The organism is Mariniflexile sp., assembly GCF_041583155.1.
GTDB lineage: Bacteria > Bacteroidota > Bacteroidia > Flavobacteriales > Flavobacteriaceae > Mariniflexile.
On sequence record NZ_JBFHGK010000014.1, the window covers coordinates 59667 to 81785 of the forward strand.

General features: G+C 32.7%; 19 protein-coding genes. 6 read left to right on the forward strand and 13 right to left on the reverse strand.

The window, feature by feature from the left end; all coding sequences use genetic code 11:
• Positions 1-35: 35 nt before the first annotated feature.
• The 12 genes from ABYI63_RS07325 to ABYI63_RS07380 all read right to left on the reverse strand — a co-directional run bounded on the left by ABYI63_RS07325 (position 36) and on the right by ABYI63_RS07380 (position 15315).
• Entirely contained in the window at positions 36-2600 is a 2565-nt protein-coding gene (locus ABYI63_RS07325; protein WP_372754996.1) for an AAA family ATPase, read from the reverse strand.
• A 546-nt stretch (positions 2601-3146) separates the two neighbouring features.
• Positions 3147-3878, reverse strand: a complete 732-nt coding sequence (locus tag ABYI63_RS07330; protein ID WP_372754998.1) for an NAD(P)-dependent oxidoreductase — start codon at positions 3876-3878, stop codon at positions 3147-3149.
• A gap of 106 nt (positions 3879-3984) precedes the next feature.
• Positions 3985-5040 (reverse strand): serine hydrolase domain-containing protein, encoded by a 1056-nt coding sequence (locus ABYI63_RS07335; protein WP_372755000.1) that lies wholly within the window; start codon positions 5038-5040, stop codon positions 3985-3987.
• Positions 5041-5200: 160 nt separating this feature from the next.
• Positions 5201-6424 (reverse strand): MalY/PatB family protein, encoded by a 1224-nt coding sequence (locus ABYI63_RS07340; protein ID WP_372755002.1) that lies wholly within the window; start codon positions 6422-6424, stop codon positions 5201-5203.
• 36 nt (positions 6425-6460) lie between these two features.
• Positions 6461-7465: an LLM class flavin-dependent oxidoreductase gene (locus ABYI63_RS07345; protein ID WP_372755004.1), complete on the reverse strand. Its 1005-nt coding sequence runs from the start codon at positions 7463-7465 to the stop codon at positions 6461-6463.
• A 193-nt stretch (positions 7466-7658) separates the two neighbouring features.
• Positions 7659-8762, reverse strand: coding sequence for an MBL fold metallo-hydrolase (locus ABYI63_RS07350; protein WP_372755006.1), 1104 nt, complete (start codon positions 8760-8762; stop codon positions 7659-7661).
• A gap of 57 nt (positions 8763-8819) precedes the next feature.
• Positions 8820-9485 carry an NAD-dependent epimerase/dehydratase family protein gene (locus ABYI63_RS07355; RefSeq protein WP_372755008.1) on the reverse strand — a complete coding sequence of 222 codons (666 nt, stop codon included), beginning with the start codon at positions 9483-9485 and terminating at the stop codon, positions 8820-8822.
• Between the two features lie 13 nt (positions 9486-9498).
• The gene (locus ABYI63_RS07360) at positions 9499-10413 is read right to left on the reverse strand and encodes a helix-turn-helix domain-containing protein (protein WP_372755010.1); all 915 of its coding nucleotides are present in this window, start codon (positions 10411-10413) and stop codon (positions 9499-9501) included.
• A gap of 50 nt (positions 10414-10463) precedes the next feature.
• Positions 10464-10976 carry a hypothetical protein gene (locus tag ABYI63_RS07365; protein ID WP_372755012.1) on the reverse strand — a complete coding sequence of 171 codons (513 nt, stop codon included), beginning with the start codon at positions 10974-10976 and terminating at the stop codon, positions 10464-10466.
• Positions 10977-11006: 30 nt separating this feature from the next.
• Positions 11007-11957: an SDR family NAD(P)-dependent oxidoreductase gene (locus tag ABYI63_RS07370; protein WP_372755014.1), complete on the reverse strand. Its 951-nt coding sequence runs from the start codon at positions 11955-11957 to the stop codon at positions 11007-11009.
• A 131-nt stretch (positions 11958-12088) separates the two neighbouring features.
• Complete coding sequence (locus ABYI63_RS07375; protein WP_372755050.1) at positions 12089-14581, reverse strand: ABC transporter permease; 2493 nt, start codon at positions 14579-14581, stop codon at positions 12089-12091.
• A gap of 44 nt (positions 14582-14625) precedes the next feature.
• The gene (locus ABYI63_RS07380) at positions 14626-15315 is read right to left on the reverse strand and encodes an ABC transporter ATP-binding protein (protein WP_372755016.1); all 690 of its coding nucleotides are present in this window, start codon (positions 15313-15315) and stop codon (positions 14626-14628) included.
• Positions 15316-15373: 58 nt separating this feature from the next.
• Between ABYI63_RS07380 and ABYI63_RS07385 the strand changes: the two genes are divergently transcribed.
• From ABYI63_RS07385 to ABYI63_RS07405, 5 genes are all read left to right on the forward strand, one after another.
• Positions 15374-16087, forward strand: a complete 714-nt coding sequence (locus tag ABYI63_RS07385; RefSeq protein ID WP_372755018.1) for an arylesterase — start codon at positions 15374-15376, stop codon at positions 16085-16087.
• Between the two features lie 126 nt (positions 16088-16213).
• Entirely contained in the window at positions 16214-16939 is a 726-nt protein-coding gene (locus ABYI63_RS07390) for a class I SAM-dependent methyltransferase (RefSeq protein ID WP_372755020.1), read from the forward strand.
• Between the two features lie 67 nt (positions 16940-17006).
• On the forward strand, positions 17007-17453 hold the full coding sequence (locus ABYI63_RS07395; protein WP_372755022.1) for a TlpA family protein disulfide reductase: 447 nt from the start codon (positions 17007-17009) through the stop codon (positions 17451-17453).
• A 21-nt stretch (positions 17454-17474) separates the two neighbouring features.
• Entirely contained in the window at positions 17475-18116 is a 642-nt protein-coding gene (thiE, locus tag ABYI63_RS07400; protein ID WP_372755024.1) for a thiamine phosphate synthase, read from the forward strand.
• A gap of 107 nt (positions 18117-18223) precedes the next feature.
• A complete protein-coding gene (locus ABYI63_RS07405; RefSeq protein WP_372755026.1) occupies positions 18224-19192 on the forward strand; it encodes a sugar phosphate isomerase/epimerase family protein in 969 nt (322 codons plus the stop codon).
• Here the strand turns inward: ABYI63_RS07405 and ABYI63_RS07410 are convergent, their stop codons facing one another.
• On the reverse strand, positions 19193-20389 hold the full coding sequence (locus ABYI63_RS07410) for an acyl-CoA dehydrogenase family protein (protein WP_372755028.1): 1197 nt from the start codon (positions 20387-20389) through the stop codon (positions 19193-19195).
• 340 nt (positions 20390-20729) lie between these two features.
• Between ABYI63_RS07410 and ABYI63_RS07415 the strand changes: the two genes are divergently transcribed.
• Positions 20730-22109 carry a right-handed parallel beta-helix repeat-containing protein gene (locus ABYI63_RS07415; protein WP_372755030.1) on the forward strand — a complete coding sequence of 460 codons (1380 nt, stop codon included), beginning with the start codon at positions 20730-20732 and terminating at the stop codon, positions 22107-22109.
• Positions 22110-22119: the final 10 nt, after the last annotated feature.

The window sequence follows — 22119 nt, forward strand, 5'->3', positions numbered from 1 at the left end:
TTTTCATTTTTAATTTAGCTTGTAATCAGTTCCTTTTATTTAAAATCATTTTCTATAGCTTTAAATCGTTCGTAATCAGCTTTTAAATCATTCATCGTAGGTGGAGAGTGGTGTTCTTCTGGATGACTATGAGCTCTAATAAATCCACTAGCACGTACAAACATTCCGTCTATTTCAGCTTTATGCTTTTCTATCATATCTCCTTTTACTGCAGGAAATTTGGTCATCATAATGTTATTTCTGTATCTCCCAACTATTTCTTGAAAAATTGAATTAGAAACTAATAGCTCTAATCCTGTGCGCAAATAGTCATAACCTTCAGCTGCAACTTCGTTTTCATTACGACCTTCTAATCCATTATTACAGATTGAATTAAGTTTACTGGTATATGTTCTCAATTTATTGATTGGTGTACCATCAGACAAAAGACCAGTATTGACACCATCAGTATTTACTCTATAAAACTTAAAATTAGTATTACCTTTATACAAAACGTGGCTTTCTAAAGCAAAAAATGCATTGTAAAAAAGGACATTATGTGTAAATACAACAACTTGCCTTTCTTTTGACAAATCAACTAATCTTTTTGCCACATCCTGCATAATATTGTGGTCGAGAGAATTTACTGGGTCGTCAAAGACAACTGGAGCTACTGTCGTGTCTAGTTGTAACTCGGTTAAAAATTCACAAAGAGCTATAGTTTTTTGTTCTCCTTCACTTAATACTTTATTTATGTCGAATTGACCAATATTTTGTCTTATTCTTGAACTACCTTGTTGAGAAAAAAAACCAACACTCACACCGAGATGTTGTTTTCTAAATCCTGTCAATTCAGCTGCAAACTTATCTTGAAAGTCTTGAGCCACAAGCTCTTCACGTGCTTGAGTTGTTTTTGCGCTTAAGGAAGCTGTATTAAATTGAATTTTATTGTCATCAAGTAATTTTTTTGCGAACAAATTAGATATACAAGTAATTACTTCCTTTTTATGTTCGAACAAGAGTTTTCTATCCTTTAATTCAGCTATTTCTTTTTTAAGCTTCGATTCGAATGTCTCTAAATTTGCTAATGCTTTAATCAATGATGCTTTGGAAGTAGTAAATTCTGTTTGTTTATTCTCTAAAAATTTAATTGTCGACACATAGTTTATTTCAAACTCAATCTCCGAATTAACTGTGTTATTGACTATATGACCTTTATACAGTTTAACTTTTGAGTTGAGCTCGATAATTTCTTTTGGTTGCATAACTGAATTATCTTCCAATAAGCCAAAAGCCGGTTGATGAAACACAATTGTATCAGACAACAAATGAACTCGTTCACTAATAACATTTTTGAGTTTTTCAAATTTAGAAATTTCGTCTTCAGTAGTGTCATTCAATATTTTGCTGTAGCTTTCAACCAAGTTTCGCGCTTTTTCATCTTGCAAATCCTGTTTGCAATACACACAAGAATCATCTTCATTATTAGGATAATTTTCTTTAGCAATTAATTTAATATATGAATCAGCAGACTTCAAAAACGCTTTAAACTCAACCGTGTCAAATTGCTCCAAGCCATTTGCTTCTGCTAATCCTGCAATACCTTTTTGGGTTTTAGCTCTTAATACTTTTAAAGCAGCATTATAATTTATTATGTTATACCAATCATTTTTTGTTAGATTTGATTGTATGTGTTTTACAGTTGCAATTATTCCTGTTAATTCAGACAGGATAAGGTTGATGTTTTTTACTTGAGCTTCAAGTGTTGATTTATTAAGCTTTTTTAACTCATCTTCTTTATTCCTTAATTTGACCTGATTCTCTTCAGTAAACAAAGAAAGCTCCTCAAGTTTTTGCTTATCAGAATTATGAGCTAACGAGTCTATAAACGTCTTCTGTGGACTTCCTTCATTAAGCTGTTCAATCCAAGGTAGATTTATAGGATATAGAGTGTATTGTTGGGTATGCATTGTACTCAATGCTCCTAACTCATTTGTTATTAAAGAAAAAAGATAAAATCCTTTTGGTGTAACTAATAATTCACGAGTATTTGATAGAGATATATTTACGCAGTCACTATTGAAAACAGAAACAGCATTTAAATCTGATGAAAAAATTTCACCTTTCCAATCAATGCTGTATGGATTTCCATCTGAAATAAATTCTATTTTAGCACGTTGTCCAACTTGTGTTTTATGAACGTTGGAAAGAATGTCAATATTACTATCAAAGCTATAACCTTGAGCCTTGAGAATACGACTGTAGCCTGTTTTTCCAACACCATTATTTCCATATACTACAGTTATATTCGGACTAAATTCCATTACTTGGTCTTCAGCCAACATATTTACTCCTTTAATTTCAGATAATTTTGTAAGCAAAACCTCCTTGGTTGGTGGTGTAAAAGTTGGCTTATTTATGTTTATTGGAGGCAATGGAGGGTCAAATTGAAATCCAATTCCCTGTATGTAGTAATCAAAAATTTCTTGTTTTTCATCCTGTGCCAAATGAGCCTGTGTTGTTGTTATTTTTTGCACTAGGAGTTTTGCCCAAAGACCTTTAGATTCAGCCCATTCCCATAAGTAGTCAATTAATTCTCTCTGTGTATTTGCCGTTGTCATATTTTTAAAAATTCGATAAATGAATAAATATTTCTTTGAAGAACTACAAAAATCGATAGTTCAAAAAATATTTATTTTTTGATTAATCTTATAAATTATAGGGAGAGAATAAATCTACAAAATATTGTACGATAAAATATGAGGGAAAACCGTAAAGTCAAACAAAGTTTTTAACATTTATAAGCCATTCCACATACATTCACTACGCTTCTATCGTCGTTACGTAAAAAGAGTGTTCCATTAACATCGTAGAGAAAAATTATAGAAGAAAAAAATAAAGAAAATGATGTATGCCTAAGCGCCACCTGGCTCATTCGCTAAAATAGTCCACTGGACTATTTCTTAACGCACTGCCCTGCTTTTAACCAAAGCTCAAGTTACATAACGCGGTACATTATAGTACATTTTTAATAATGGATTAGCCAGTGATTGATTCATTATTAATTTTGCTTTCTGTTGTAAGAATTGAATATTTGATAATTAAAGTTTTAAAATAGATGGCGGTATTTATCTGCTTTAAAATAATGACATTAAAATTTTAGAAATTTAAACTATGTTCGACTTACTATAAATTACAGGCATTTGACCTTTCCATTGCGCCCATAATTTATCATCACTAATTAGTTTGGCCATAAAATGACCTACATTAGTTCGACTTACTTTTCCCGCATTAAAAATAGCACTTCGTGTTGGAGAAACATGAATTTCATAACTAGTTACTTTTTCCTCATTAATTAACCCATCTGGTCGCACAGCTACCCATTCAATGAAATTGTTATTTTGACCAATTTCTGTTCGTAAATAGTCTGCTGCTTTTTCATTATCTACATGAGGCGGTAATATCAAACGAAGCATGGCAATAACACATTTTTGTGCAAATGAAATGGGTTCATTCAAGTCGCGATTGCTATTTCCTGTTGTGTTCATCAAAACAAACTTTATTGGTGTTTGGGGATTATTTGATTTTATTGCATTGCATAATCGACGCGTTGCATCTGTAACTAGTTTTCTTGGGTGCCCATAAACACCTTTCCAAGTTAAATTATGACCAAGACAAGAAGCAACTGCTTGACAATCTTGAACAATGTCATGCATTTCTTTGTCACTTAAGTCTAAAATATTTGCAGAGATAATTTGTAAGTTATCATTAGTTTTCCATGACTTTGGCAACTTTTCTGGTGATCTTACAATTACTTTTACTTTGTGTTTTTGTGTTAAAAGATGATTAACTAATTGGCTTCCGGTCGCACCACTTGCACCTACTACTAAAACGGACATGACTATAATTTTTTTTGATTGAATTATTTTAAATTAAGACGATGAACTCCTAAAATTGTTTCACTTTTTAAATTAAATTAAAACTGTGAATGTTATTATTTCTGTGTTATTGGTCCTTCAATTTACGTAAAATTTTAACAACACGATTATGTGTTATCTGTAATAAGTTCCATTGATAACCTTCAAAATCAGTCGTATTCATAAATTGAATAACAACCGCATCAATATCTCCATGATATTCTGCCATACTCTGGTAACCTGGAATTAGGCCACCATGATTATATTCATAAATTGAAGCATAAATTTCTTGTTCATTTTTATTCAGTAAGGAACCATCATTTAAAGCTCTTAAAAAAACACCTACATCGGATGCAGTAGCAACCATAGAACCATAGTCTGTTGTTTTTATATCTTCTTCAACACCTACATAATAACCACTCATTAGTTGGTCTAAATCTATTTCCTTAATCGAGCCATAAGTGTTTTTAAGACCAAGTGGATTTAAGATTACTTCTTTAATAAACTGAAAAACAGGTTTACCCGTAACTTTCTCAATAAGCATAGTGAGTAATAAATAATTGGTGTTAGAATATTGGTAGTCTGCATTAGGTTGAAAATTTGCGGGTAAATCTAGTATTAATTCCAGAGCTGCTTCACTAGATTTTGGTGGATTCATCCAAAAATTGGGCGTATCGGTTATATTAGGAATACCACTTCTGTGTTGGACTAGCATTCTTAAAGTGATGCTTTCGGCATTTTCAATTCTGCCTTTTAATTCTGGAAAATAGTCGGTTATCGTTTTATCCAAGGACAAACGATTATCATTCACTAATTTGGTGATTGCTACCGCATCATATAATTTACTTATACTTGCAATTTTGAATAAAGCATTAGGTTTGGCAGGTATTTTAAGTTCTCGGTTATGCCAACCAGCAACGTAGCTTACTGGTGGCTTTCCGGATTCATCAACATATACAATCACCCCATCAAAACCATAACTTAAAGTTTGATTAACTTGCTCCTGTATGGTGTCCGGAAGGGGTAAAATCCATGCTTTAACTAAAATCCAAGGCACAAACCATAAAGAAATAAACGTTCCAACAAATAATACGATTCTAAAAATTTGTTTTGCCTTAGAAGTTTTTTGGTTGGTATTTTTCATAATTCTATAAAGTACTAATTTATAAAGACTTAAATTTATGAAACGAATATAATTCTGATGGTAATAAAATTAGATTTTTAATTACCGACCTGTCATAATTTAAGGATGAATTGGTAAAGTATATTACTTTATAGTGTATTTTTTAAGTTAATTCTAACCCTTAAAAAGGTCTAAACTTATTAATATGTTCTTCTTCGTTAAAAGACCTATCTAAACCAATATCAATAGCTTCTTTTAATTGATAAAAACTTTGTTGAATTTTTGATAATGGCGTTGCTATATTCATCCTCATAAATTGCGGACCGCTAGCTTTAAACCAATCGCCTGGTGCTAAACCTAATTTTGCTTGATGAACAATTAAGTATTTTAATGCTGTTTCAGATAAATTTAGTTTACTAAAATCTAACCAAATTTGGTACGTCCCTTCGGGTTTTACCATTGTAACCTCCGGTAACTGCGTTTCAAGAAAGTTAAGAATCCATTTTATTGTGTTTTCAAGGTAAACCAATAAATCACGTAACCACGCCTCCCCTTCCGTATATGCAGCCATTGTAGCATGTGCTGAAAGTATGGTTCCATGGTTTATGTATAAAGAATCTACCGTGCTTTTAACTTGTTTATACTTTTTATTATTTGGAATGTATAAATAACCATTAGAAATACTTTGCAGTCCGAATGTTTTAGCTGGAGAACCAATAACAGTAATATGGTTTTCACTGTTTTTTAATGAAGCTATACTATTGAATTTTGAATTTGTATATACAATTTCAGAATGAATTTCATCGCTAATTATTGTAGCATGGTATTTGTTTGCTATATCAACCAATGTTTGTAATTCTTTATTAGTCCATACCCTACCTACAGGATTATGAGGGTTACAAAGTAAAATTACTCTAATATTTAAGGTTTTAATTTGATTCTCAATTGCTTCAAAATCCATTTGATATTGACCTTCTGCTACTTTTAATTTATTGCTAATTACGTTTCTTCCGGCAGATTCTATAATTTTAAAAAATTGATGATATACAGGTGTTTGTACCATGATATTATCACCTTTTTCAGATAATTCTCTTATTAAAACACTTATTCCTGTAAGGACGCCGAGTACTTGAATAAACGATTTTGGGTTTAATTTTAATTGATGGCGTTTAAAATTCCATTCAGAAATAACTTTATAAATACTTTCGGTATCAAATTCATATGAATAAATATTACGAGAAACCAATTCTTGTAATGCTTTTTGTATTGGTTTGGCAACCTCAAAATCCATATCTGCAATCCATAATGGTATGACATCTGTGGCGCCAAACATTTGTTTTAAAAAAATAGGATTGTTTTTTGTAAACTTGTTTTTTACCTGATGTATTTTATCAAATTGATTCATTTGTTTTTTGATTAAAGTTGGTTGCAAGAAATAAATTTAATTTAATTCCTTCATAATTTCAGCAAATAATTCATAAGATCGAATCCTATCATTTATATCATATATGTTTGTTACCGCAATAAGTTCGTCGGCTTGAGATTGCTCCATAAACGCTTTAACCTGTTTTTTTACGGTTTCTTTACTACCTATAAATGAATATTTAAGCATTTGATGCACTTGTGGATGCTGCATGACTTCCTTTAAATAGTCCGACATTTCGGTTGGCGGTTGTACGGCTTCTCGTTTTCCTGTAAATAAACCGAGAATTAATTGAATTAACGAAGTGGATAAACGTTGTGCTTCTTCATCTGTATCGGCAACAATAACGTTAATACCAGTTATAACATAAGGTTCTTTTAAATCTTCCGAAGGTTTAAAAGTTTTACGATAAATATCTAAAGCATTCCATAAATGAGTTGTTGCAAAATGACTGGCAAAGGCATAAGGCAAGCCTTTTTTGGCCGCTAAATTGGCACTTTCAGTACTGGAACCCAATATGTAGATAGGGACATCCACACCTTCTGCAACTGTGGCGCGTACCTTTGATGTTTTATTTTCTACAGAAAAATAGGTTTGTATGCTTTCTAATTCATCTGGAAAGGCATGAGCGGCTTGCATAAAATCTGAACGAATAGCTTCAGCTGTTTCCCTATCAGTTCCTGGAGCTCTTCCTAAACCTAAATCGATTCTGTTTGGATAAAGCGATGCCAAAGTACCAAATTGTTCGGCTATAATTAATGGGGAATGGTTTGGTAGCATAATACCTCCAGAACCTACACGAATTGTTTCGGTACCTTGTGCAACGTAACCAATTAAAACCGATGTTGCACTGCTTCCAATGTTTTCTGAGTTATGATGTTCTGCTAACCAATAGCGTGTGTAGCCTGATTTCTCAGCACTTTTAGCAAGTTTTAATGTGTTATTGAAGGTTTGTTTTAAAGTATGGTTTTTAGAAACTAAAGCCAGATCTAATATAGAATATAGTGTTTTTGATTTTTTCATGAATGGTGATATTGACTATTAAAATTTTGAGTAATCAATTTCCTTTTACCTACAAATTTAAACATCAATACACTTTTAAACCCATAATGATTTGTTAATTAAATAACTTTAAATGCTATGGAAGGTTAATATGCTTGAACACTTTAAATGTTATAGATTTCAATTACCTAAATGACATTATTTAGGTGCATTCTTATTGCCACCAATCTTGATTATTTATAATTTCATCTTGTAATAAGAAAGCTTCACCAATTTTTGGTGTAATTATTGGCAAATTTAATGCTTTAGCCTTTTTGGTAACACGTTCCACAGGATCTGTCCAAGAATGTAAGGCTAATTTAAATGCACCCCAATGAATGGGCATAATTCTATTGGCTTGTAAATCAAGTCCTGCTTGAGCAGTTTCTTCAGGAAACATATGTATTTCTGGCCACATTTCGTTGTATTGACCGCATTCCAACATCGCAAAATTAAAAGGACCATATTTTTCACCAATTTCTTTAAAATGTGAGTCGTAACCACTATCGCCACTAAAAAAGATGTTTTCCATATCAGATTGAATAACCCAAGAACTCCATAGTGTACTTTGTCGGTTATTAAACTTTCTTCCTGAAAAATGACGTGCAGGTGTGCAAATAAATTTTAAATCATCAAACATGGTTTCTTGCCACCAGTCTAGCTCAATGATATTTTCTTTTGAAACGCCCCAAGCTTCTAAATGCACTCCAACTCCCAAAGGCGTGTAAAATGTTGCCACTTTGTCTTTTAAAATGGAAATAGACTCATAATCTAAATGGTCGTAATGGTCATGCGAAATTAGTACAGCATCAATTTTTGGTAATTTTTGAACCTCGATAGGTAATTCAGCACTAAACCGCTTCCCTCCTAGTATATTATGTGGTGCAGGGACAGGGCTAAACATAGGGTCAAGCAAAATATTTTTATGATTCATTTGAATTAGAAAGGAGGAATGGCCAAACCAAACAAAACGCGTAGGACTTGCATAATTTGCAATACTTAAGGAATCTATTTTATTAACAGCTATATCGTTTTTTGGTCTCCCATTTTCCACTTTAGTGAAAAGGAATTTACGAAATAATGATAACGTTTCAAAAAAACTTAATTCCATATTAACAGGCTTGGTATTCTCAAATTTACCATTGTTGAATTGTTCGGAACTTGCATATTCAGTTTGTCTTTCCTTAGATAGGTCGCCACCAAATGAAGGATAAAAACCAACAAATAAAAAATATGCTACCACTAAGGAAGCAATAAAAATGGAAAGCGTTAAAATCATGTGTTTTATATATTTTCTCAACTTGTAATTCATCTTTTTAATTCCTGTAAAAGCAATTTACTTCAACAAAGCCATTCTATTTATATCTATACCTTCTAAGTGCTTTAACTTTTGGTTTGCATGTACCGAATTTATCATGGCCTTTCCAAACTTGCTGCTTGTAGTTACCGACTTAATTTTTTTCATTAATGGATAAAATGGTTTCATAACCATATAAATGTATTTGTACCAACTGCTTCCCGAACCTACGTCTCCTTCTGGAATAAGAGCACCAAGCCTAAAACAATAGGCATCTTTAAAGCCTTTATTTAAAATATAATTTTCGGTTTTACCTTTTACCCTAGCCCACATGATTTTTCCTTGTTCGCTAAAATCAGTGCCTGAACCCGATACATAATTAAAAATCATATTTCGATTCGCATCGTAACATGTGTCTGCTAAAGATTTTGTAATGGTATACGTAAACTTGCTAAATTCTGCTTCATTTTTACCTAGCGATGAAACACCCATACAATGAAAACACGCATCATAATCTATCAATTTATTTTTTAACGTGCTAAAATCCGAAAAGTCTGTATGTATAATCTCTTTAAGCTTTGGATGTGAAACGCCTAATGGTCTGCGATTAATAATAAGTACTTGTTTAACTTTGTTGTTTAACAAGCATTCATTTAGCGTAGAACGGCCTACCATACCGGTAGAACCCGTAATTATTACTTTCATTTTGATTGAATTATTAGTTTAAGCTTCTATATTCTGAAGGACTAATGCCAGTTTTTAGTTTAAATAGTTTGCTAAAATGCTGTGGATACCCAAAACCTAAGTCGTAGGCTATTTCACTTACTGAAGATGTGCTGCTTAAAAGTTTGTTTTTAGCTTGTTCTATCATGTAATTATGAATATGCTCTTTGGCACTTTCGCCAGTTTCTGCTTTTAATAAATCACTTAAATAATGCCCCGACATATTTAAGGCTTCCCCACATTGTTTTATAGTTGGTAAGCCTTTATTTACCAGCTCGGGCGACGCAAAATAGGTTTTTAAATAGCGCTCAAACTGTACCAAATAATCTTTGTTTAGGTTTGTTCTGGTGTAAAATTGACGATCGTAATACCGTTTACTATACTTTAAAATACTTTCTAAATTAATGGTGATAAGCTCTTGGGAATGTCTATCTATATTATTGGTTGTTTCAATATTAATGTTCTTAATAAATTCCAAGAGCATTTTCTTTTCTTTTTCTGAAATATGCAGGGCTTCATACACCTCATAATTAAAAAAAGTATAATCAGAAATTTGTGCGGCCAAAGGAGTATGCCGAATAAAATCCGGATGAAAAATTAGTGTCCAGCCTTCTTCCGTGTTTAATTGATTGCTCGCAGCATTTTCAAAATCAAATACTTGTCCGGAGGCTGTAAAAATCATTGAACCTTCTTCAAAATCAAATGAATTACGGCCATATGTTATTTGGCCATCACATTGAGTTTTTAAACTTATCATATAAAAATTCAACTTGTATTTCCCAGATTGAATATGTAAATCTTTAGGAAGGTCTTTGGTATGTATAACTGAAATTAAAGGATGTTCTGGACTTTGCAACCCTAACAACCTATGAAACTCGGTAATACTATTTATGTTTATTATTGTTTTCATTTTAATGCATCTTTTCAAATTTACAGCTTTTTACAACCATTTTGAATCCTTTATTCTTTTTCATTTTTAGCTACTGAAACCAAATGTTTATTATAAGTTTCAATTCTAGCATGAGCCGTACCATCAATTAACAAAATAACAATTAGCATCGCAATTGTTGTGATACTAATAGCTCTCCAATTTGGGGTGTTGATAAAAATAATAATTAAGGCAGCTAATACAATTATTAGCGGAATAACCTTAAAAACAATGGTCTGGTATTCATTTAAAGTACTTTCGGCGCGTTTAATTTCTGATTGCACAAAAGCCGAAGCATCGGTATTATAATCTGTTTTAAATTGTACGATTCTCGCTTTATTGGTAAAAAACAACCCTGATCCTATAACTATAAGTAAAACTCCAGCCACTAAGGTAGGCAGTATATAAGCTCTTGCTATGTCCGTTTTTCCCATTTGCCAAAAACCTATGCTTGCCAATACAAACCCTATTCCAAATAGTATGAAAAAAGGAGTGGAAAAAAGTTCGTCTTTGGCCCAATCTGTAGCTGTTTTTAATATATCCATGATATAATGTTTTTATTTTGATTCTATAATTTAAAAATTCCACTTTAAACCTATTGCCTTTTCTGAAACTGTCCAAAGTTTCTCCATTACAGATTTATTTTTTGCATGTGGCTCTAAATTACATTCACCAACTGGACCTGTCCAATAATTTCGTCCTGTAGGACCATAAAAACCACTTTCATCTAGATTTAGTTCGGTTGCACACATTAATTCTGGGTACGAACCTTTTTTAGCAGACTGTACCAAGGGAGATAACTTCATGAGTTGCCATACGAACCGTGTCAATAAACTTCCACTGGTTTTAATTAACGAAGTAGATGACGCTCCTGGGTGACAAGCATAGACTTTTACATCGGTTTTCCCCGCTTTTTTTAGCTTGTCCTGTAATTCGTAAACACACATAATCTGTGCTAATTTACTTTGGCTATATACGCCATTAGGGCTATAGTTTTTATCCCAGTTCATATCGTCAAACTGAATGGTTTTAATACCTAAATTATAGCCCATACTTCCTACAGTTACAATACGCCCCTTAGACGCTTCAATTCGAGGGTAAAGTAAGGCCTGCAACAAAAAGTTACCATAGTGATTTACACCAAGTTGGCTTTCAAAACCATCAACCGTTAGGGTTTGTTTGGGCACTTGGGCAATGGCCGCATTACAGATAAGGGCATCGATTACAGGAACTTTCTTAAGTACTTCTTCTACAGCTTTTTTAACTGAAGCCATTTCTGCCAAGTCCATAACGATATTAGAAACATCTATATGATTGCCAAGTTCTTGTTTTAAAACAAGTATAGTTTTATCAGATTTTTGAGAATTCCGGTTAAGCATTACCACTTTTGCTCCCTTGGTTAGCAATATTTTCGCTGCTTCAAAACCAGTTCCGCTCGTAGTACCTGTAATAAGATATGTTTTTCCTTTTAAATTTCCGATTCTTTCCGGTGTCCATCCTTCTTTACCAAATTGTTTTGTTTTCATTTCTGTTGAATATATTTTTCTTATCGATTTAATAAGGCAAAATTCACCAAATCCAATTTAGTGGATGTATACGTTTCGCAGAACGTTGAATACTTTTTGCAGAAATGAATTAGAAAGAACTTATGTTATGACTATACTTCTTTACGTAACACTTCCAAAGGCGGACTTCTTAAAACAGATTTAAGATTACTTAATCCAATGAGCACCACTAATAAAGTTATACCAGGTAGAAAAACAAGAAATGGAATTGCTGAAGGCATAAAAGGTTCTTTGAATAAAAAGGTGGCTAATAATTGACTAGCAATTAAAGCCATTAAAATGCCTATTAAACTACCTAATAGTCCTAAATAAACATATTCTAATGCTGTAATTTGTAAGATCTGTCTACTTTTTGCACCTAAAGTTCTCAGCAACACACTTTCTTTAATTCGTTGGTATTTACTATTACGCACGGAACCGATAAGCACTATAAAACCTGTTAAAATACTAAAGAATGCCATAAAATTAATAATCCACGAAATTTTATCTAAAATAGCTTCAACAATGGTAAACACTTGACGTAAATCTAGAATAGTAATATTCGGATATTTTTGCACCAAATCTCTTTGTAATTCTGCAGAACCTTCTTTACTGGGTACATAAGTGGTAACCACATTAAATTGAGGTGCGTTTTCTAAAACTCCCGATGGAAATAAAATATTAAAATTTATTTTCATACTGCTCCAATCTACCTTTCTAATGCTCCCCACAATCGTTTCCATCACAACACCATGAATATTAAAAGTCACTGCATCACCTATTTTCAAATTTCCATCTTTTGCAATATTATCGGTAATTGAAATAAGGATAGGTGATCCTTGAACAAATTTCCCCGTCCATTTGCCTTCCAAAATTTCTTCTGTTTCAACAAGTGTATCTCTGTAGGTAACTCTAAATTCTCTATTTAAAATTCTATTTCTTCTCTTAGTAATACTGTCATTGCTCGCCTGAGCGACTGTTTCCTTACCTATACGTTGTATACGCATGGTTATGATAGGAATGTTATCAATAACCTCCAAACCTTTATTTTTAAATGAGGCCAAAAGTGCTGCTTCTTGTTTGCTTTGAACATCCAACAAAATAATATTAGCATCACTTTTCTTATTTTCTAACGAGGTTTTAGCTAGTAAAATATCTTTGGTAAAATATAAAGTACTGATTAAGAAAGTACCCAAACCAATCGCCAAAACTAGTACCATGGTTTGGTTGTTGGGTCTAAATAAATTTAATAAACTCTGACGTTGGGTATAGCCCCAAGAACTTGGAAAGTAGTTCTTAATCAACTTGATAAATACCTGAGCTACACCTGCCATAATTGTAACTGTAATTAAAATGCCGCCAGTAAAAACCAATCCATTTATAGCATCTTTAAGAATTAAAAAAGAGAACAAAAAGATAAAAAGCAGAATGGCCAATAGCACTGCAATGCGTGCTTTTTTAGGTTTTTGTAAATTATCTTCAGAACCTCTTAAAACTTCTAAAGGCGATACATACCATGTGCCTAATAAGGGTAATAATGCAAATAAAACCGACATTAATATACCCAATACAACACCCAAAATTATTGGTAACACAGAAATTGAAATTTCCACATTAAAGGGTAAAAAATCCTGTAATATAAACGGAAATGCAAATTGCAATGTCGTACCAATAGCAGAACCTATCGAACCACCAATGAATCCGATGCTAATAATTTGAAGCAAGAAAATTAAAAATGTTTGTTTTCTTGAAGCTCCTAAACATTTTAATACCGCAACACTTTTCAGTTTTTCCTTAATGTAAATATGAACAGAACTAGCAATACCAATGCAACCAAGTAACAGAGCAATAAAAGCAACTAAATTTAAAAACCGACTTACATTATCGTAGCGTCTTCCTAAACGTTTACTTGTACTAATGTGCGTGTCTATATCGGCATTTTCAGCCTTAAGAATTGGATCTAGTGTTTTATCTAATGCTTCCAAGTCTACTTCTGGGGCTTTAAAAAAGTATTGGTATTCTTTTCTACTACCAACTTGTAATAATGCCGTTTCTTCTAAAAGATTAAAAGGGATTAAAACCAGCGGCGCTACAGAAGAAGAAATAGCAGTACTTCCAGGAATTGATTTTAAAGCACCTATAATTGGAATGGTTATTTCACCTATTTTTATGGAATCGCCGGGATTTATATTGTATTGTAAAAGTAAGGTTGCATCAACCAGTGCGCCTCCTAATTTTTGATAGTTTTCACCGGCATTTTCTGGAGTGGTTGCTATGCTTCCATAAAAAGGAAAGTTACCTTTCATAGCCCTAACTTTTACAAGCTTTGTTCCGTTATTTTTAGGAAAGGCAGCCATTGAAACAAAGTTAACCTCGTAAGCATCGGCCTTTAAAGAGTCTATTATGGCTTGTACTTTTTCAGAAGGTAAATCGTTACTATCAATAATGAAATCGGCACCCATTAAGGCTTTCGATTGTTTTTTTATATTTTGTTTTAAATTATTGCTGAACAATTGTATGGAAACCACGGCAGCAATCCCTAATATAATAGTTGCCATAAAAAGCATTAATCTTGCAAGACTTGCCTTTCCGTCTCTCCAAGCCATTTTTAAAAGCCATTGAAAATTTGCTTTTGTATTATGTTTACTCATTAAATATTGCTTATTTTTTCGTTAGAAGTAATCTTCCCTCCTTTTAATCGTAGAATTTGTTGTGTTCTGTTAGCTAAATCTAAATTATGCGTTATGATAACCAAGGTGGTACCAGCTTCTTTATTTAATTCAAAAAGTAATTGAATGACCTTTTCGCCTGTTTCTTCATCTAAATTTCCTGTGGGTTCATCTGCAAATAATATAGATGGTTTGTTTGAGAAGGCCCGAGCCAATGCCACACGTTGTTGTTCTCCTCCCGATAACTGTGTAGGATAATGGTGTAAACGATCGCCTAAACCTACTTTTTCTAATAATGAGACACCAAATTTAGTCGCATTTTTTTCACCCTGCAATTCTAAAGGAACAATCACATTTTCTAAAGCAGTTAAGGTTGGTAACAATTGAAAATTCTGAAAAATAAAACCTACTTCTTTATTTCGTAAGGCTGCACGTTCATCTTCATTTAAATCATGCAACATGGTACCGCATAATTCAACTGTTCCAGAACTTGGATAATCTAAACCTGCACACAACCCCAGCAAGGTGGTTTTACCACTTCCCGAAGGTCCCACAATTGAAAAAACACTCCCCTTTTCTACTTCAAAAGAGATATTACTTATGACGGTTAATTTTTTAGAGCCACTTGTATAAGTTTTCTCTAAATCATTAATCTTTAATATATTTGACATTATTCCTATTTAATTATTGAACTAAAATATTCTGATGCTGAAAAATAAACAATTGATAATGAAAAGCGACACTAGAACTCAAAAGGTTTTCTTAAAATTTTGCTGTCTTTTTGTATTTCTACTTCTGTTGTCTTGTAAATCTGAGTCCTCTAAAAAGGAAACAGAGAAAGACGAAACGAATACTGATACTGAACTTGTAAACTCAGAAAAGAAACATTCTAAAACAATTGTTTTTTTTGGTGATAGTTTAACCGCAGGTTATGGTTTAGAGGATATGAATGATGCTTTTCCTGGAATTATCCAAGCTAAAATAGATTCTTTGAATTTAGATTATAGCATTGTTAATTCGGGTGTTAGTGGTGAAACAACCTCAGGTGGAAGAAATAGAATTGACTGGGTTTTAAGTGAAAAACCAACTATTTTCATATTAGAATTGGGGGCAAATGACGGTTTAAGAGGTGTTCCTTTAAAACAATCCAAAGAAAACTTACAAGCTATTATAGATGCTGTAAGAAATAAATATCCATCTACTAAAATCATTCTAGCAGGTATGCAAATTCCACCTAATATGGGGCAAGATTATACAACAGAATTTAAAAATATATTTCCCGAATTGGCTAAAAAAAATGACTTGCAATTAATTCCGTTTTTGTTAGAAAATGTTGGTGGTGTTGCAGAATTAAATCAGGCAGATGGTATTCATCCTACAAAAGAAGGTCATAAACTATTAGCTAAAAATGTTTGGGAAGTCTTGGAGCCTATGTTGAGATAGATTGATTTAACTTATTTTAAATCAATTGATTGTGTTGTTTTATGAAAATTTATTAGTTAAATAAAGTAGTTTTAAATTTAATAAAACTCATATAAATAGCCTGCCTTAAAAATTAAATACCCAATCATGAGTTTCTATCAACAAATTGCTCCTTATTATCATCATATTTTTAAAATTAATGTTCAACAAATTGAATTTATTAAATCAAAAATACCCAATCCTGATAGTAACATTATTGATGTTGGTTGTGGTATTGGAACACTTTCTTTTGAATTAGGTTCCTACTACAAACATATACTTGGAATTGATATGGATTTTGAAATGATACAGGCTGCTTTACGAAACACAAAAAGCACGTTAAATACCATTCAATTTCAACAGCTAAGTATGCTAGATTTGAATACAATTAAGGATAAAAATACGATAGATGGCATTATTTGTTTTGGAAACACATTAGTACATTTAAGTTCTTTTGATGCTGTAGTCGATTTTTTAAAGCAAGCACGGGTAATCCTTAAATCAAGTGGCAAACTATTGCTGCAAATTGTTAATTATGATAAAGTGCTTTCAAAAAACATAACACAATTACCGCTTATAGACAACGAAGACATTGTTTTTGAGCGTTATTATAGTTATAGAAAATCTGAGAATAAAATCGATTTTAATACCCGATTAACAGTTAAAACAACTCAAGAGCTCATTGAAAACAGTATTTCTTTATTGCCACTTTTACAAGATCAATTAGCAGATTTATTGAAAAATGCAGATTTTAATAATTGTAATTTCTTTGGCAATTTTAATCAGGTTGCCTATGATTTGGATAGTCCTGCTTTAATTATTGAAGCTTGGTAAAAACATTACCTATCTGCCGGATTAAATCCCTAAATTTGCAATCATTCCTATAAAGATAAATCCAATAATGCATAGTTTTGTACAATCCATACCTGTTTTAGATTTAGATGGTAAAGCGGTCGATTTAATATCTACTTACAAAAATAAGATTCTGCTACTAATAATTTACAACAACGATTGTTTGGGCTGCACCGGACGTGCTATTCCTTTGGCTTACAAGTTTCAACAGCAATATCCATCTATACAAGTAATAGGCATTCATGCCGATTTTGTGAATAGAGAAGGTACAAAAGCCAATATTAAAAGTATATTTACAAGCGGTGAGGTTCCGTTTCCTATTTATATAGATAAACATCACAAGGTTTTCGATCAATTTAATGCTGAAGGTACACCACAATGGTTGCTGATTACAGAAACGGGCGAATTGTTTCGTTCTATTTTTGGATCACAGCATAATGCTCAAAACCGATTGTTTTATGCAATGGAAAGTCTCTTAGCAAACACGAATAATTAGCAACTCACCATCGTTTTTCATATGATTATACCGAAATTACATTACATATCTCAAGGCATTTCTCCAAAAGAACATTTGGAAAACATACAAAAGGCCTGTACTTCTGGTGCCGAATTAGTACAACTACGTTTAAAAAATGTTTCAGAAAAAAAATATTTAAAAACCGCTGAGGCTGCAAAGGAAATCACTTCCCATTTTCAAACTAGATTAATTATTAATGATGATTTTAAAATTGCCAAAGCCATTAAAGCTGATGGTGTACATTTAGGAAAAACAGATGCCTGCCCTATGCTTGTTAGAAAGCATCTATATACCTGGCAGATGATTGGAGGAACTGCTAATAACTTAAATGATTGTGAAGCTTTACTTAGTAAGGAAGTAGATTATATAAGTTTAGGCCCCTTTAGATTTACAACTACTAAGGCTAATTTACCTGCTATTTTAGGTTTAGATGGTTTTACCGCAATTGTAGAAACTTTAAATACCAAAACACCTATTATTGGTGTTGGTGGTATTACGGTTGAAGATGTTTTAGCAATTTTAAAAACAGGTATTTCGGGTATTGCAGCTTCTGGAGCAATAACTTCTAATTTTAATAATATTAAGGCCTTTCATCAATTATTAAATGCTTCGTCTACAGAAGAACAGCGTCATACATTTTAGTAATGTATAAATATAACAACTACTTATTTTTATCAATCTAATTTCATAATCCATTTAAAAAAATAGTATCTTCATAGGATAATTTCATTTCCAATTTACAGTATAAAATGAGTAAGCTTCCAACTAATTTTTCTAGAAGAGAATTTGCTAAAATTTCTGCCTTAGGATTAGCAAGTATTCCGCTAATGTCTTTCCAAAATGACATAAATCCAACAGATTCATCTTTACCTGAGCGCCTTAATGTGCATTTGTTTTCAAAACATTTACAATTTTTGGATTATAACGACATGTCGGCTGCCGCTGCAGACATGGGTTTTGATGGTATTGATTTAACGGTACGACCAAAAGGGCATGTATTGCCAGAACAAGTAGAAACAGATTTACCTAAGGCTGTTGAAGCAATGAAAAAGTATGGGCTAAACATACAAATGATGTCTACCAATGTTTGGGATGCTAAAAATTTAGTTCAAAAAACAGTTTTAGAAACGGCAAGTAAACTAGGTTTCACGCATTATCGTTCGGCTTGGTTAACCTATCCTGAAAATAAATCTATTAAAGAAAGTCAAGCCCTTTTTGCTAAACAAGCAAAAGAATTAGAGTTGTTAAATGAAAAGTTTGGTATTGTTGGTGGCTATCAAAATATTTCGGGTAAATATGTTGGTGCGCCTATTTGGGATTTAATTCCAATTTTGGAGGGGACAAAAAACAAGTTTTTAGGTAGCCAATATGATATAAGGCATGCCGTTATTGAGGGTGGTGAAAGTTGGGAACTTGGATTAAGAGTTATTCAGCCTTTTATCAATTCTATTGTTTTAAAAGATGTTAAATGGGGTGTTGTGAATGGAAAATGGGAGCCCATTAATGTGCCATGTGGTGAAGGGATGGTTGATTTTAAACGTTACTTTTCTTTGTTGAAAGCCTATAAAATAAATGTTCCAGTATCACTTCACGTGGAATATGATTTGGGTGGTGCAGAAAAAGGACTTACTAAAATTTCAATTGATAAAAAAGAAGTATTAAAACGCATTAAAAAAGACTTAGATTTTTTACAAGACGCTTGGAAAAATGCGGAATAATTACCTTTTGTGTTGTGCCTTTATCTCTTGAAACAATTCTTTAAACAAGCCACGAGCTATCAGTAATTTCATAATCTCGTTAGTTCCTGCATATATTCTAGCAACGCGATTATCTGCGTACATACGGGCAATGGGATATTCCCACATGTAACCATAACCACCAAATAGTTGTAAGCATTCATCAACTACTTTGTTATGCATTTCGGTTGCCGAATATTTCGCCATAGAAGCACTTTCAGCGGTGAGTTCATGTTTTGCCAGTAATAAAGTACAACGATCTAAAAAAGCTTGATGTATTTGTAATTGGGTAGCACATTCTGCCAATTTAAATTGTGTGTTTTGGAATGCAGCAATGGGTTGTTTAAAAGCTTTTCTAGAAGAAGTGTAAGCAATGGTTTTTTCAATAGCACCTTCTGCTCCACCAATAGCGTTTAGCGCAACGGTTAAGCGTTCTCTGGCTAATTCTGTCATCATGATTTTAAATCCTTGTCCTTCTTCTCCTAATAAATTTTCTTTAGGCACTTTTACATTATCAAAAAACAACTCGCAGGTGTCCTGTGCTTTCATACCTATCTTTTTGAATGGAATGCCTTTTTCAAAACCTTCCCAAGCGCTTTCCATAATTAATAATGACACACCTTCTTTTTCTGAGCCTACATTGGTTTTTACAGCAACGATGGACATATCACTCATATACCCATTGGTAATGAAGGTTTTTTGTCCGTTTACCAAATAATGGTCACCTTTATCCACAGCTGTGGTTTTAATAGCTTTAAGATCGCTACCACAATCAGGTTCTGTCATACCTAAAGAGGTAATAATTTTGCCTGTAGCCATTGGAGGCAAATATTTTTGTTTTTGTGCTTCGGTGCCGTACTTTAAAAGGTAGGGTGCAATAATATCAGAATGCAATGAAAACCCTGGACCTGTAATACCTTCTCTTCCTAATTCTTCAATAAAAAGAGCACTAAAACTGAAATCTAAACCTGTGCCTCCATAGGCTTCGGGCATATCAATACATAGTAAGCCTAAAGCTCCTGCGCGTTCCCAAATAGCACGAGAAACCATACCATTTTTTTCCCATTCATCCATGTGATCGAGTATTTCATTTTTAATAAAATCCTGAATCATGGTTTGCATCATTTTGTGTTCTTCTGATGCGTAAATGTCGCGTTCTAATAAAACATGTTGTAACATATTATGGGAATTTAATTTTTGATTTCTTGTTAAAATATCCTGGTAAATACAGCTTTTCTAAGATATAAAAAAAGTAACAACTGTTTTCACTTATTTATAAATGAACATCTTATATTTTTAATAGTACATCTGTTTCTTAAAGTTTACAGAGCTTCATTTTAAAGATAATAAATCTTCTTTTTTTCATAAAATAAAGTATTGTACAATCTAAAGAACAATCCTTAACGTATATTATTACCTAAACCTAAACAGGAAAATAACAAATCAATTCCATGGATGCGTATTGTCATTGTAACAAAAATTAGCGCTCACAAACATTAAATACTTTTAAAATATCCCCATGAAAATCCAAGCCTATTACCTACTCTTTTTGTCTTCCTTTCTTTTAAATTCTTGTTTTAATGATAATGATGATTTGAATCTATCCAATGATGTAGAAGCTGAAGAATTAGATGCTAACGGATTACCTATTGTGCTTTTTGATGTACAATTACCCACTACTTTAAACCCCAAAGAGTATACCATCGATATTTTGGAATGGGACATCCCAAGTAACCGAACGAATGCCACAAAAACCACAGCAAATTTACAGGCAGCCATAGATTGGGCACATAATGAGGGGTTTACAAAAGTTAACTTGCCCGCAGGTAATTATTTAGTAGGAGAAGATGTAAACAGCATTTACCAAGGTGGTATTGAAATTTATAGTAATACTGAATTTGTATTTAGTGCAGATGCTATTTTGGAAATTGATACCAATGATAAGTGGAATTATTGTGTATTACGTTTAAATGGCGATAATATTACCGTGCGTAATGGTATAATAAAAGGCGACCGAGATACACATGTTTATGCACCACGAAGTAATGATGCTGCAACGTCGCATGATGAAGGTCATGGCATTTGTGTTTGGGATAATAACCAGGTATTAATTGAAAATATGGAAATTAGGGATGTTACGGGTGATGGTTCATTAGTTTTAGACTCCAATGATGTTACTTTTATAAATAACAATATCTATAACAACAGACGCCAAGGAATTTCAATTGTTGGAGGTTTACGAATTAAAATTACAGATAATGAAATCCATCATATAAATGGTACGAGTCCACAATTTGGTATTGATATTGAAGGCCCAGGACGTGTTGATGAGGATATTTTAATTCAAAACAACTATTTTCATCATAACACTGGTGGAGATATTGTGAATGCCACCGGTGAAAATGTCTTTATTTTAGATAATATCATGGAACAAGGTGATGAGAACACTTATGTTGATGGTCCGATTGTAAGTTGGCATAAAACCCATAATATTATTGCTAGAAACACGATTACTATGTCTACCGGTTCAGTAAATGGCCGATTAGGTTATATTCAATATTCTAGTGGTGGAGATAAAGGTCATAACAGAGTAACCTATATTCACGAAAACGTTTGTAATAGCTGTGGTATGTATATGTATGACAGTTCGGATGCAGATGTACGAAGAAATCAATTTTTGGGCTATTTTATGGCTTTCAGTGATTTTGATAACCTTGTTTTGATCGATAATCTAGTTACTTATTCAGTCGAATATCCTAGTTTAAGATATTGCTGGTCTTACAGGTTTAAAAATGTTACGGGTGTTGCTAGCGGAAATTTATTAGGTGAATCGCTTCAAGATTTACCACTATCTGAAACCAGCCCATATACCATGCAATGTGTAATTGATGGTTGGTAGCATAAAAGCA